Source organism: Pseudobutyrivibrio sp. YE44, assembly GCF_900104335.1.
GTDB lineage: Bacteria > Bacillota > Clostridia > Lachnospirales > Lachnospiraceae > Pseudobutyrivibrio.
This window is the reverse complement of the sequence record NZ_FMXT01000008.1, coordinates 60,261-74,780: the sequence shown is the minus strand read 5'-3', so window position 1 is coordinate 74,780 and position 14,520 is coordinate 60,261. Positions and strand designations below refer to the sequence as shown.

Annotated in this window: 12 protein-coding genes; 2 read left to right on the top strand and 10 right to left on the bottom strand. The window is 38.4% G+C overall.

The genetic code is table 11. The features are described from left to right. Positions 1–69 precede the first annotated feature (69 nt). From BLR54_RS11310 to BLR54_RS11300, 3 genes are all read right to left on the bottom strand, one after another. On the bottom strand, positions 70–1,770 hold the full coding sequence (locus tag BLR54_RS11310; RefSeq protein ID WP_090421134.1) for a methyl-accepting chemotaxis protein: 1,701 nt from the start codon (positions 1,768–1,770) through the stop codon (positions 70–72). A 154-nt stretch (positions 1,771–1,924) separates the two neighbouring features. Next, entirely contained in the window at positions 1,925–2,104 is a 180-nt protein-coding gene (locus BLR54_RS11305) for a hypothetical protein (protein ID WP_090421131.1), read from the bottom strand. Positions 2,105–2,209: 105 nt separating this feature from the next. Beyond that, positions 2,210–3,142: a D-2-hydroxyacid dehydrogenase gene (locus BLR54_RS11300; protein WP_090421128.1), complete on the bottom strand. Its 933-nt coding sequence runs from the start codon at positions 3,140–3,142 to the stop codon at positions 2,210–2,212. 108 nt (positions 3,143–3,250) lie between these two features. On the opposite strand from BLR54_RS11300, the gene BLR54_RS11295 reads away from it, so the two are divergent. Continuing rightward, entirely contained in the window at positions 3,251–5,146 is a 1,896-nt protein-coding gene (locus tag BLR54_RS11295; protein ID WP_090421125.1) for an EAL domain-containing protein, read from the top strand. 27 nt (positions 5,147–5,173) lie between these two features. On the opposite strand, the gene BLR54_RS11290 is transcribed toward BLR54_RS11295, so the two are convergent. From BLR54_RS11290 to BLR54_RS11260, 7 genes are all read right to left on the bottom strand, one after another. Then, positions 5,174–7,105 carry an ATP-dependent helicase gene (locus BLR54_RS11290; RefSeq protein ID WP_090421122.1) on the bottom strand — a complete coding sequence of 644 codons (1,932 nt, stop codon included), beginning with the start codon at positions 7,103–7,105 and terminating at the stop codon, positions 5,174–5,176. A 53-nt stretch (positions 7,106–7,158) separates the two neighbouring features. Beyond that, positions 7,159–7,425 (bottom strand): DUF1294 domain-containing protein, encoded by a 267-nt coding sequence (locus BLR54_RS11285; protein WP_176761933.1) that lies wholly within the window; start codon positions 7,423–7,425, stop codon positions 7,159–7,161. Between the two features lie 83 nt (positions 7,426–7,508). Beyond that, on the bottom strand, positions 7,509–7,910 hold the full coding sequence (locus BLR54_RS11280; RefSeq protein WP_090421119.1) for a (deoxy)nucleoside triphosphate pyrophosphohydrolase: 402 nt from the start codon (positions 7,908–7,910) through the stop codon (positions 7,509–7,511). A gap of 39 nt (positions 7,911–7,949) precedes the next feature. Further along, complete coding sequence (locus BLR54_RS11275) at positions 7,950–10,916, bottom strand: DEAD/DEAH box helicase (RefSeq protein WP_090421117.1); 2,967 nt, start codon at positions 10,914–10,916, stop codon at positions 7,950–7,952. 383 nt (positions 10,917–11,299) lie between these two features. After that, positions 11,300–12,436, bottom strand: coding sequence for a CapA family protein (locus BLR54_RS11270; protein ID WP_090421115.1), 1,137 nt, complete (start codon positions 12,434–12,436; stop codon positions 11,300–11,302). 69 nt (positions 12,437–12,505) lie between these two features. After that, complete coding sequence (locus BLR54_RS11265) at positions 12,506–12,970, bottom strand: DUF2798 domain-containing protein (protein WP_090421112.1); 465 nt, start codon at positions 12,968–12,970, stop codon at positions 12,506–12,508. 163 nt (positions 12,971–13,133) lie between these two features. Beyond that, positions 13,134–13,724 (bottom strand): NUDIX hydrolase, encoded by a 591-nt coding sequence (locus tag BLR54_RS11260; protein WP_090421109.1) that lies wholly within the window; start codon positions 13,722–13,724, stop codon positions 13,134–13,136. 128 nt (positions 13,725–13,852) lie between these two features. On the opposite strand from BLR54_RS11260, the gene BLR54_RS11255 reads away from it, so the two are divergent. Beyond that, positions 13,853–14,458, top strand: coding sequence for an HAD family hydrolase (locus BLR54_RS11255; RefSeq protein WP_090421106.1), 606 nt, complete (start codon positions 13,853–13,855; stop codon positions 14,456–14,458). The last annotated feature ends 62 nt before the right edge of the window (positions 14,459–14,520 follow it).

The window sequence follows — 14,520 nt, the reverse complement described above, 5'->3', positions numbered from 1 at the left end:
AAACAATAATAAAAAGGGCACGACTACTACTTTTTCGAAGAAGTCGTGCCTCAATATTTTTAATAATTTTTACTGGAAGAATGACATCTCGTCGTCTAAGACCTTAGCTATGTCATTCAAGCTGGTAGCCTTCTGTGAAAGCACATCCATTGTATCTGAAAGATCCTGCATAGAAGCTCTTGTTTCCTCTGAGCTTGCTGCATTTTCTTGAGATATAGATGAAAGATTTGTAATTGTATCAGAAATAGCATTACTTGCTGCTTCTGTCTTATCTACGTTTTCAACAATCTCTCTTGTAAGAGCAATTGACTTGTTGATATCTTCAATCAAGCTATCAACCTGTTCAATTGTTCTATGAATTGTACTACGCTGCTTACTAATAGCTTCCTGAACACTTCCAGCCTCTTCCATTGTCTTGTTTGAATCATCTGCAAGACCCTTCATAGCCTCTTGGATGTTCTTAGCTGCATCTGCAGACTGATCTGCCAGCTGACGAATCTCATCAGCAACAACGGCGAAGCCCTTACCTGCCTCACCAGCACGGGCTGCCTCAATACTTGCATTGAGGGACAACAGATTTGTCTGAGCGGCAATTGAATCGATAATCGCTACCGCTTCACTAATAGTTGTAACAGCAGTGTTTGTATTTCCAATCAAATTAACAATACTGTCGATGGCTGCAATGCTTTCTCGGGTCGACATTCTAAGCTCTGTAAGCTTGTCCTGGCTGGCCTTTGAATTCTCCTGCATCGAATCTGCCAAGCCCTGCATCTGCTCGGTGTTCTCTGTAATAAGATGAACAGCATCATTAATGTCGTTTACGTTCTCAACAGCTTCTTGCAATGACTCTGCCTGACTAGATGCACCTGTTGCAACCTGAGCTACGGCGATTGTTACATTGTCCGCAGTCTCTGCAATGGTCTTAACTGTATCATTCAAATATCCTGCTGAATCATCAACCTCATTAGAAGATACTCTTGCACTTCCAATTACTTCACGAATCTTGGCTGCCATGTCGTACAACGCATTAGACATTTCCCCAAGCTCATCTTTCCTATGCTTAACCTTGTCGCTAAGCTGAATTTCCAAATCGCCTGTTGCCATCTGTCGAACAGCTCGAACGTTTTCTTCAATAGCTTTAATAATCTGGATGATATATAAAACAGCAATGACCGCAAAACCAATTATGATACCAAAGGAAAGAGTAACGGTCCACGCAACCTTCTTACTAATGTACTCGGTAACCTCGATTTTCTTCAAACCTACGAAAGCCATGCCATAAACAGAACCATCATCATCCTTTAAAGGAATGTAAGCTACATAATATCGCTGTCCATTAATCATTACATTTTGGGCCGAATAATTTTTCTTATTGTTAATTACTTCTGCAATTACAGCGTCGCTGGCTTTTGTACCTACTGCACCCTCGATACTTGAACGCTCTCTCGTATCTCCTCTAAAGAAGGTGTAGTCATAGCCAGTCTCATTATGCATATCCTGCTCTAGAGTAATACTTGAAGCATTTTCTGCAGACATCTCATCCTTCATATAGTCTAGCACCTGCGCATAGGAAGCACAGGTAGCCATAACACCGGTCTTAACCTCGTACTCCATACCTCGACGCATGTTCGTTGTACCTACGATTACCGCTGCAGTACCAACACATACTAAAGATACGATTAATAATCCAAGTAACGCCGTTCTAAGTGATGCCAACTTGGACAATTTTAATAGCTTATCTTCATTACCAACTTTTCCTTTGCTCTCCATATTCGACCTCCGTTTTCATCCCCCTCTGGCCGATTGAACAGTATTACTCTACAAAGCTAGCAAACCGACTATTTGGATTATAGCCTATAACTAAGTATAAACTGTGAAAAAAGTGTAAAAAAAAGCAATTGCTATAACATTTATAACAACTGCTTTAATCTTTGTCATTATCCTCAACTTGGATACTAATGTTTATTCCGATATCGCTAGACTCTAGTTTTCCACGATTTATTTTCTTTTGAGCCTCATGAAGCATAGCCCTTACAGCCTCCAAATCATCAATGGCATCGTCGGAGCTATAGGGTTTACTTTCATCTTCAAAATTCCAATTCATACACTGTCCCCACTGTGCATTCTCCCGTGGATGTTCAGTATAGCAAATCATTTTGAAGATTCTATGACCTCTTGTAGTCTACTTTAAGAAAAATCCTAAACGTGTCTACTTGCTCCACTCTTCAATCTGACCCTCAATTATCTTCATCAGGCGCTGCCGAGCCTCCACTGCAGCCCAGGCAATGTGTGGGGTGATTAGAAGCTTATTGCTATCCTTCACCCTCACAAGAGGATTTTCTGGTGACATTGGTTCAACATCCAAAACGTCCAAACCGGCTGCTGCAATTTGTCCACTTTCAAGAGCTTCAGCAAGGTCTTTTTCCACAATGATAGGTCCTCTACCCACATTGATGAGGATTGCACTTTTCTTCATCTTTTTGAAAGCCTCTGCATCCATCAAGTGAAGGGTATTGTCATCAAGTGGTGCATGAATAGAAACAATATCCGATTCTGCAAGTAAAGTATCAAAATCCACCTCTTTGTATGTGTTGTCATGATTTTTTCCGCTAGTTGAATAGTAGGATACGTTTGCTCCAAAGCACTTAGCAACCTCTGCTACTCTCTTTCCAATGGCACCAAGACCGATGATTCCCCAATTTTTGCCATTAAGCTCATGGAAGTGCATTTCAAAATGAGTAAACATCTTGTCATTTACATATTTCTCAGATTTAACATAGTCATCGTAGTAATTAAGATGCTCCATAAGATTGAAAGCCAATGCAAAGGTATGCTGAGTAACAGCCTCAGTGGAATATCCAGCCACGTTGCGCCATTCAATACCACGAGCAGCAAGAAAATCCTTATCAAGGTTATTTGTGCCTGTTGCTGTGACACAAACCAACTTAAGGTTCTTGGCTTTTCCTACTGTTTGTTCATTGATCAATACCTTGTTAAGAACGATAACATCAGCATCCTCAACTCGAGCTGGCACCTCCTCCGATGAAGAGTAATCATAAATTACAACCTCACCAAAGCGTTCAAATCCTGACAAATCAATATCTTCTCCAATTGTTTTTCTGTCTAAAAATACTATTTTCATTGCAATCTCCTCACAATTATTCTGCTAAAAATTCACAGACTTAGTTTATAATCAATAATACCTTATTTTGAGTATATTTATACACCTTTTTTATATTCGGTACTTTTTATGTGGAATTTTAATTATCTTATTCCTAGCATAATGATAATATCTGTCTTCGTTGGATACTATGTATCCCTACCTAGACTTCCTGTAAGAAAGAATCTTGTGTTTATATACGTGGTATCTCTCGAGTGCCTCGTTATGATATCAGATCTTTTTTCGACCTGGGCTGATATAAATCATCAGTCCTTTCCTTCGTGGGCTCTTTATGTGCTTAACAGTAGCTATTTCATATTCTTTTTGTCCCGTGCATTTGCTTTTTATATCTTCACTGCAAGTGTGCTTAAAATCGACCTTTTTGCCAGCAAAATCCAGCAGTTTTGCATCAATCTTCCTGTAGATTTAGGTATCATTATTGTGCTCTTGGCACCTTGGACAAAATGGTTCTACTATATCGATGAAAGCGGTTATCACAGTGGACCTCTGTATAACCTACTGTATCCAATCTTCGCCTTTTATCTCACGCTATCATTTATTACATTGATTAAACAACGCAACCGTCTTGTAAGGAAACGTGAAAAATACATTATTCTTTGGTACAACGTTATTCTAACTATTGGCTTGATAGTAAGATATGCTTTCCCAAAATATCTTCTAATGGATATCTTCTGCTTAATGGCCATGATAGTTATTTATCTTTCCTTTGAGAATCCTGATGGCTACCTAGAGGAAAGAACCTATATCTTCAATCGTGCAGCCTTAAGAGATTACATTATTGAGATTAATGGTCAAAAGCCAATTAACGCGCTGATTTTCTGTGTACATAATTATATTGATAGCACGGAGCTTTACGGTATCCAGCAGATGAATCAGGGTGTTTATCTTATTGAGAACTACCTTAAGAAAGAATTTCCTGATTATCTTATTTTTGACTATCGTAATGCCAGATTTGTTATGTTCTCCAAGGAAGACGTGGACTGGCATCAGATTTACGATAAGATTCAGGAAAGATTCCTTTCTCCATGGGTTTCAAAGGACACTGAACTTTATTTGGATGTTGGCGCTAGCATAGTTAATTTGTCTGCGAAAGCTCTTCCTTACGAGGTCCTCCTTAGAGTATTTTCTGATGGTTTTATTCAGGCAGACAAAACTGTTGGTAATGATATAAATATTTATGATGACGATTTTGCAGCTGGAATTCTTGCAGAAAGCGGAATCAAGCGTGCTTTGGATAAAGCCATTGAAAATGATGCGGTGGAAGTATTTCTTCAGCCTATTGTAGATTCAGCAACAGGTAAGCTTGCGGGAGCGGAGGCTCTTGCTCGTATTAGAGGAAATGATGGAAAGATTATTCCACCTGGACTATTTATCCCTATTGCTGAGAAGAACGGCAAGATTAATCAGCTGGGTAAGCAGGTTTTCAGAAAATGTTGTCAGTTTGTTAAATCATCAGGCTTTAAGAACACTGGGCTAACATTTATAAACGTTAATATTTCTCCTATTCAGTTTATGAGGCTTGATTTGTATGAGACTCTTACAAAAATGATTGAGGACGCCAATATAACACCTGATCTTATTCATTTGGAAATCACTGAGGAGTCCATGATTGATGAGCTTCTAATGGAAAAGCAAATTGAGACTCTCACTAATAAGGGCTTCAAGTTTGTTTTGGATGATTACGGTAAAGGTTACTCAAATATGGCAAGACTTCACCGTACTCCATTCATAAATATTAAGCTGGACATGAGTATCGTATGGGATTACTGTAACAATCCGGATGCCATTCTTCCTAATGAAGTTAGCGCCTTTACCACCACTGGCTTCACCATCACCGCAGAGGGTATAGAAGATGAAGATATGGCTAGAAAGATGCGGGAAATCGGATGCACCTATTTACAGGGCTACTATTATTCTCGCCCCTTACCAATTAAAGAATTTATAGAAAAGTATAGCTGTCAGTGATTGGCTGACAGCTATTATTATGCTTCTCTATTTCTTGTATCTTCCAGCTGCTGCAAAAGGACTATAATGATACTCCTTTTTAGTGGTGTTTGCCTTTGCTTCTGCTTTGCTGGCTGGATTAAGTTCTTTTATAAAGGTAGATGGCATATTCTTATATTTGAATACCGTCAGGTTGTCCTTGGCTCTGGTAATGCCTACATAAAAGATTCGTCTCTCCTCCTCATAATCACTCTTTTCCTGAGGAGTGGCCTTTTCCATATTTCTCACTACTTTGTTTGGAAACACCCCATTTATGGCATCTATCAGGTATACTGAATCATACTCCAGGCCCTTGCTAGAATGGATGGTTGAAAGGATTATTCTTCCTCCCTGAGAGGCTTCCTGCTCTAAAAGAAGCTGCCTTAGCTCCGTAAGTCTATTTAAAAAGCCTGGAATGTCCTTTTCCTTTTTGGCAATCATTTTTAGGATAAAGATTTTGTTGGCATCTATGTTATTATTGGCCAAGTATTCCCCGTACCCCATATAATTCTCAATTCTTTTGATTGCTTTATAAGGACTCTCCTTTGTCATGTTCTTGAAATGGGTTCTTAAGCTTCTGCAATTTCCAAGGACATAAGGATTCAATTCTATAAACTCTGCTGCATCCAGTATGCCTGTGTGATGTATCTCAGCCTGCATGCACATATCCATGGCAACGCTTTTACTGATATATGCCTGAAGCTTGTAATATATTTTCATAAAGATTTCCTCATCCATTGGGACGAAGGCAAATCTCAAGATATTCACAATATCCAGCACCACTCTGTTGCTGAAAAAGGTCATATCCATATTCTTGATATTGTAAGGGATTCCCTCTCTATCCAGAATATCCACCAAAGGAATCACGCTCTCGTTATCTCTGTATAATACGGCGGTTTTTCCCTTAGGATTCTTCGCCACTTCCTTTAGGTAATTGTATTGCTTGTCACGCTCTATGGAAACAAAATTGATTTCACTTTTCGATTCTCTGATGGCGCAAATATGCTTCTTGTGCCTGTCTTTGTTGTGCTGGATAAATGAATCTGCAGCCTGAACAATGGCTCCATTTGAGCGGTAGTTCTTGTCCATAACCAAAACCTTGGCGCCAATATGCTCTCGTTCGAAGTTTAGCAACGCGTCTGGATAGGCTGCTCTAAAGCCGTAAATACTCTGATCCTCATCCCCAACCATAAACAGATTTCCACCAGCTCCTGCCAATATGGAAATAATCATATGCTGGATTTTCGAGGTATCCTGTGCCTCATCCACACATATATACTGGTACTGATTTTGGAAATACTGAAGAACAACCTTGGAACCCTTTAATATCTTGTAGGCATACACCATTTGGTCGTCATAATCCATAAGGCTGTTGTTCTTTAGATAGGTGTTGTAGCCTTCGTATATCTTCAGAAGCTCCAGGTCATTTTCCTTCCCCAGCTTCTTTATCTCGTCTGAAGTCAGGGACATATTCTTGCAGTAAGTTATCAAGGTACGAAGGGTTTTGATATCGCTTTCCGTTGGATAATCTCTTGTAACCTGCACATAAATATTGGAAAGAAGTTTGGCTGTCTCCTTCTCGTCGCTACAGAGCTCAAAAGCAGTCTTGCCAATCATTCTTCCATAATAGGCAATTATCTTTGCACAAATTCCATTTATAGTTCTAAACTCTAGCCTATCTGCAAGCTCGTCACCAAAGATTCTTTTAAACCTTTCTGACATATCCTTGGTGGCTGCCACGGTATAGGTAAGAGTCAGGATGTTTTCAGGTGCGATTCCCTGGGTGTATATCATATAGCCCAGGCGATTGACCAGCACTGTGGTCTTTCCACTTCCAGGCACCGCCAAAAGAAGCACCGGACCATTTACGGTCTTCACTGCTTCTAACTGCTGGTCGTTTAGTTTACTGGCATATTTTTCAATAAAATCTGTTTCTGTCATTAATAAATCTTATCTCTATTTCTTTAGGTTGTTTTGATTGGGTTGGATGCCTGTTATCTCAGCTTAAAGAATACTACCAATCCAATTTGGATAAACAGGATTGCTGGCATTCCAATCACAAAATACCAATGCTTGGTCTTGTGGCGAAATAAGTACATTCCTGCCCAGGTTCCTATGCTTCCACCTATTAGGCTGAATAGGAACAAAGTCTTTTCTGGGATTCGCCACTGGCCTTTAATAGCTCTTTTCTTGTCGATGGCCATAACAGCAAGACCTGCTAGGTTTGCTATGGCTAGGTATATAAGTATTATCTTCAACATGTTTCTCCTCTTTTCTTCTTAATACCTTACTAAAAAATATGCAGATACTCAAATGGTATCTGCATATTTATTGGCTGTTCTTTTTATTTCATTTCAGCTTTGATCTTATCAACTAGTGTGATATCTGCTGGTAGCCATGCCACATCATCAATGGTTTCCTTGGTGAGCCACTTTGCCGCCTCATGCTCCTTCAGCTCCAAATGTCCTTCCATCACCTCTGACCAAAAGCAATCCATTGAAAGATGGAAGGTTGGGTAGTCATACTCGATGGTGTCGATGAGCTTGCCAACTTTGATCTTTGTATCAAGCTCCTCATGGATTTCTCTCACCAAAGCTTCCTGTGGAGTCTCTCCAGCCTCTACCTTTCCTCCTGGAAACTCCCATCCGCCTTTGAAATCTCCGTATCCTCTAGCTGTCGCAAATATCTTATTTTTGTCTTGGATTGAGTCGCAGATTACCGCTGCGACGACTTTTACTGTCTTCATAGTTATTTTCTCCCTTCTTTAAATTCATATTATTCGTCTTTAGGCAACTGTTATATAGCTTTGCAAGTATTTCAATATATCTTCCCTTACTGGGTGATGCATTTTAAAAATGAACTTTGTAATATCTTTTTCTTTTCCTTTGTTATCCATTTTCTTATCCGCCTTACAATCCCTTATATCAAATTGTCCCATATAATAAAAATTTTTCTCTGCATCACTCTTTTTTACAAATAGATGTTTTCTCTCTGTTTCTTTTACATCTGATACATAGCTGCTATCTATGCCCTTTCCTATCATAGAGTCCCACCTAAATAAACTACTATCCTCAAATGCATCTGCGTAATCAGGCTTACCATCTACATAATTTCTGTCATCATTTGGCTTTTCTTTATGATAAGTTACAAATATAAAAACATCGTTATTTATTCTTTGCATTCCAAACATAGTTGCAGACATATCTTTTCCGCAGTTCATTAGCATACACACATCTCTTCTTGTATATTTCTCATATAAAACAAATGGGGTTTCATCCGAGAATCCCGTACTATATTTATCTTTAAACCGCTGTAATCCTACTTTTATTATATCGTTAAGGTGCAAATAATAAGTAGCATGCTTATATCTATATAGCATGGATGCAACTCGTCCTACATGTTCTTTTATATATAACGCATTTGCGTCTACATATTTAGTTCTTTCTGTATCTTTACTTGCAAAACGCCCTTCTAAAAGTTCTATTCCTTTATTAAAAGCTTCTTCACTTAGTTGAATATTATACTTTTCTTCTATTACATTTCTAATTTCTGAATAACGTATTTCTGAATGGTAGATAAGCTGTTGTAATATTTCTAGCTCAAATGGTCTAACTCCACTTAATACTGTCTTTGATAGGTATTCTAGTGTAGTCTTCTCATTATCAGTTAGCTCCCCAGAATACTTATTTCCCTCCATACTAACCAAAAAATCTGGATAAGTCTTGTATTCTTGAATTATTAATAATGGATCAATCTCTCCATTTTCATAGAAATCAATCATATAAGGAACACGCCCAAGCTTATTTTTTAAGGTAATATAGCTTTCTTTAATGATTGATTTCATGCCCCTTATTCTATCAATTGATGAAAAGATTTTTTCTTTTGCTATTTCATCAAAATGAACTGTAGACGCACCTGGAATAATATTACATCCACTTATTACATATTTTCTTATTGAGTCTTGGTTGTAAGTTCTATCTCCTGATAGAGCTATAGGAATCATAAAATTATTATTATAATTTCCGATAAAATCAAGTATTACAACGAATTCCTTTCCTTCAGCCTTTCTCAAGCCTCTTCCCAACTGCTGAATAAAAACTATTGGAGACTGTGTTGGTCTAAGCATTATTACTTGATTTACCTCAACTATATCTATGCCCTCGTTCAATATATCAACCGATATAATGTAATCAAGTGGTTCTCCATTTATTTGTTCATCATCCTCTTCCATAGCAAGTCTATCAAAAGCCTCTTCTCTATCAGAAGTTGCTGTACTTGAATCTATTGCTATCGTTCTATAATTTTTTCCCGTTTCTGGATTTATGGTCTCGTTTAATGCATATGAAAGACTTTTAGCCTCTTCTCTACGGCTACAGAAAATCAACCCTTTTAGTCGACTTCCTGAATAACCATAATAACTTGCTTGGTTTACAATATGCTTTACTCTTTCTTGACTTGTTAATTGGTTAATAGTGATATTATTCGAATCTCCTAAAAACTCTAAATCTGTTATACCAAAATAATGGAACGGACATAACATATCCTCTTCCATAGCCTGCTGCAATCTTATTTCATATGCTATCTGATGATCAAATAGTTCATATACATTATTCTCAAGAATATCATCATCTCTTTTGTCTGGTGTTGCAGTCATCCCTAGCCACAGCTTAGGTTTAAAATAATCCATTATTATTCTATAAGAATTCGCTGGAGAATGATGTGCTTCGTCCATTATTATACAATCGAAATCTGTTGGCTTATATCTCTCCAAATGTTCCTTCTTACTTAAAGTCTGAACTGTAGCAAAAACAAAATCTGAATCATATTCTCTTATACCGCCACCTAGAATTCCCAAAGTTTTAGTATTTTCAAATATATCTATATATGCTTTCTTTGATTGTTTAGCCAATTGCTCTCTATGGACCAAAAATAAAACTCTATCATATTTTAAGTCCCTCATAGCAAAGGCAGAAGCATACGTTTTTCCTGTACCTGTTGCAGAAATTAATAGAGCCTTATTTTCTCCTGCATTAATAATCTTATACAAGTTGTTAATGAAAGCAACCTGCATCTTATTGGGTTTTAATTCAAATGTCCTTATATCTACAGGATTTACGCTGGCAGCAATTTTCTTTTGTTGCTTTATTATCTCAAATTTCTTTTTATAATCGTCATAAAACTCGTCGAAATCTAATGCAAATGGAGAATTCCAAAACTCATTAAATTCACTAAGTATATCTTTTGCAACTTCACCTTCTGATGTCGAAATGATTCTTGTATTCCATTCTTTATTTACAGTTAAGGCTTTTTCTGTAATATTGGAGCTACCAATAATGATGCTATATACTTCTGCTTTCTTAAAAATATATCCTTTGGTATGAAACGCATTTCCAGAAGATTCTACATCATACATTTTCAAAGTAATGTTGCTTAAGCTATTTAGCGTATGAAGTGCTTTAGGCTCAGAAAACATCAAATAATTAGTGGTTAATATTTCACCTGGAATATTTTTCTTTTCAAGCTCTTTCAAAGTCATTAATAGAGCTTCTATTCCTGCAGCAGTAATAAAGGCAACGCTTATCTGAAATTTATCACATTTCAATAGTTCATCGTCTATCGCAGATAATACCTTTTTACCCTCTTTGTAATTATTTGAAATAAACTGGGGACGATATTCTATGTTTGATGCCAAAGAGCCATCTATATAAGCAGTATATAATCCCTCTTTTAAAGTTTCGTACTTATCGTTCACGCCAATACACTCCTTCTCAAAACTTTTTACTCTTTAATTATATAAAAAAACAATCGAACATTCACTGTTCGATTGAATCTAAATAAACTATTTGTTACACTAACCTTCGGTGCTACGATAACGGTAGGTGGTTAAGCCCTCACCAGAGGGTGTCACAGCCCTCTGAGTATAAAAGGAGGGATGCTAATGGTTTCATATAGTGATTTATTCACTTATTCTCTAGTTTTAATTGGCGTAATTACATTAGTCTACAATGTGACAAAAAAGAAATAACCGCCCAAGTGTCCAGCTCAGCGGTTATTAGTTAATTTGCGATTATTGGGCTTACCGTCTATCGGTAGCACCTTTTCTATTGAAATAATAACATCAATGATTTATTTTGTCTACTCGATTACCTCGATTTTCCCCTCATCATCAATATCCACATTAACCGAAATATCTTCCAGCCTATCGTAAAGCGCTCTCTGCTCTACTGCATCCTTCACATACTGAGTGGTGCATCCTGTCTGTAGACCAGGCGTAATGATGACATCCATATGCTGCTCATCATCGTTTCCATAACAATGAAGGTTGATTAACATTGTGTCCAAGGTCTTCTCGTTGAACCAGTAATTTCCCAGACTATACACGATTGGCACATCCTTATAGTACTCAAATCCCTGCAGGCAGTGAGTATGGGCGCCGATGATTACATCTGCGCCATCTTCTATATACTTGTGAGCGGTATCCACCTGTACCTGCTCCAGGGTAGTGGAATATTCCGTGCCCCAATGTGGCAGTGCCACCACTATGTCAGCATTTGCATCAGCTTCCTTGATTTCCTCTTCAAATAGCTCTGTATCATAGCATCGAAGGATGCCTGGCTCGGTATCTGTGGCCTGTGGAGTCATTCTGTTCTTCTCAGCTCGAGAAGCGGCCACGAAGGCTATGGTTTTGCCCTCTACCTCCATGTAATATGGCTTACTGGCTTCCTCTAGGTTTCTGCCTGCTCCCACATAGGGAATCTTAGCATCTTCCAAGGTAGTGAAAGTGTCCAGCAGTGCATCTTTGCCATAGTCGTAAACGTGATTATTGGCCAACCCAACAATGTCTACACCAAGCTCCTTCAAAAGCTCCACGCGACTTGGGTTCGCCCTAAAGGTATAGGCTTTTCCAGGCAGCGGCTGTCCACCATCGCTATAGGTAAACTCGTTGTTTATCCACATTATGTCAGCACTTTTCATCACATCCATTAACTCTGGAGCGATGCAATCTTGGATTCCATTTTTACATTGATTTAAATACTGCGTGGTAGCCCAATTTTCATCAAAATTGATATCCCCGGCAAAGCATAAGGTAAAGTCATATTCACCCTTATCCTCAGTTGCTTCATCTTCAACGGATGTGGATGCACTTATATCTTCAGTTTTCTCTTGATATACTGGTTCCTCCTGAACTTTAACATCTGCCTGCTTAGCACAACCAAATAACCCAAGACAGGTTGAAACCAAAAGTATCTCTGCTATTAATTTCCTTTTCATAGCTCTTATTATCCCATTTATAAACAAAAACAGCCACACCAAATTGGTGTGACTGCAAATCTCTAATCATTATTTTCTTTTTGCAAAGAATCCGAACACGTTTCTTACGAATGGGCCAGCGAAGAAAATCTGCCAACAAAGCGCCATTGGGAAATTCAAAGCTGTAGTCTGAAGCCAAACTGCCACGAACTCAACGCCTGCGCTCTTGAATAGAATTGTAGCTGCAAGGCTCATAAGTGGGCACATTAAGCAAACAGACATTGCTGAAATCGCAAGGACAATCATAATCATTGGATCCTTACCTGGAGTAACGAATCTAAATGCCAGCTTCTGAGCAAGCTTTCCTACAAATAAAAGCTCAATCGCTACTGCTATTGGCCACATGATTATCATCTCCTTAAATGCTGCAAGAAAAATGAAGTTCTGCATTCCTCCAACATTAAGTGCAATGTTGTAGCAAATCATTGCGTAAACCATGACGAATGCCATGAAAAGTGTAAATACAACTTCCTGAAATTTATTCTGTGGTAACATACCTGGGGTTCTCCTTTCTTATAACCAGGGGAAGACCTAAGGCGTGTTGTTCGTTATCACCATTTCGGTGTGCGTTTCCAATTATACCAGCGCTATATCTTCTTACTTTTTTTCGTACATTGTGAGATTATAGCAAAATTTTTTTCATCATGTAAGTAAAATTTTAATTTTCTTTTTCAGCAAGGAGTAATGCCATAATATGGGACATCTGTGGGAATTCTCCGGTCTGAATCATCTCATCAATTTCCTCTCTTGTATGAAGATGAACATTCAAGAACTCTGTATCATCAAGGTTTTGCCCGCTTACCTTCTTGCAGTTCTTTGCCACGAAGAGGTTTGCGTAATTGTCAGCCATAGTAGCATTTGAAGGAACTGATAATAAGAACTTCCAGTCGTTGCTCTCGTATCCAGTCTCCTCCATTAGCTCACGCTTTGCAGCATCAAGTGCATCCTCTATATCCTTTGTATCTGCGCGGCTCCCGTACTCTTTGCCATCCTTGCGCTCGATACCACCAGCGCAAAACTCTGTGGTCACACGCTTGATTCCGTGACGATACTGTCGAACACAGATATATTTTCCTTCTTCATCAGTTGCCATGATTACCACGTAATCCCTACGGCTATAGCTATAATATGGTTCAAAAGTGCTTCCATCTGGAAATCTGTAAGCGCTTTTTCTAAAATCAATCCATTCATCGTTTATGATATGTTCGCAGGAAATCTCTTCCCACTCTAAGTTTTCTTTCTCGCTCATAGCACCCTCCTTTATCTAGAATATCTTACACTATTTCATCAGAAATAGCATGGCTTCCTTTACATCCTTAAATACTTCGGCTATATTCTTTTGTAGTAAATACAAAAAGGATTTGATAAGAGGTTACTATGATTAAGACGATTATTTTTGATATTGGTGGTGTCCTGATTGGCTACGATTGGACCAAATACCTAATGCAAGAGTTTAACAATGATGAGGCTTTGGTTGAGAAGATTAAAGCCAATGTCTTTGGCGATCATAAATGGGATGAGGTGGACAGAGGTGTCCTGACAAACGACGAGCTGGTTCATTTGTTTACAAAGGATGCTCCTGAGATTAAGGACGAGATTCTTCATTTTTGGAATACTGCAGGGGATGCCCTTTGGCAGTATGATTTTGCTAAGAATTGGATTGCAGACCTTAAGGCTCAAGGCTATCAGGTACTTTTCCTTTCTAACTGGTCTTCTCATCTTAGAGAGCTTGCAGCAAAGCAGCTTGATTTTCTTCCTATGTTGGATGGCGGTGTCTTCTCATACGAGGTAAAACTAATTAAACCAGACCACGCTATTTATCAAACTATCATTGATAAATACAACCTTAACCCAGCAGAATGTGTATTCTTAGATGATAGTGAAAGAAACGTTATTGGCGCACGGGAATGCGGATTAAACGCAGTATGGGTTGAGAACAAAGACCATAACAAAGCAATAGAGGGACTAAAAGCTCTCCTATAGGTTAGTTATTCCCAACAAAAGTTGAAGGCTCCCGCGGGAGCCTTCTTCTATGTCATTATTTA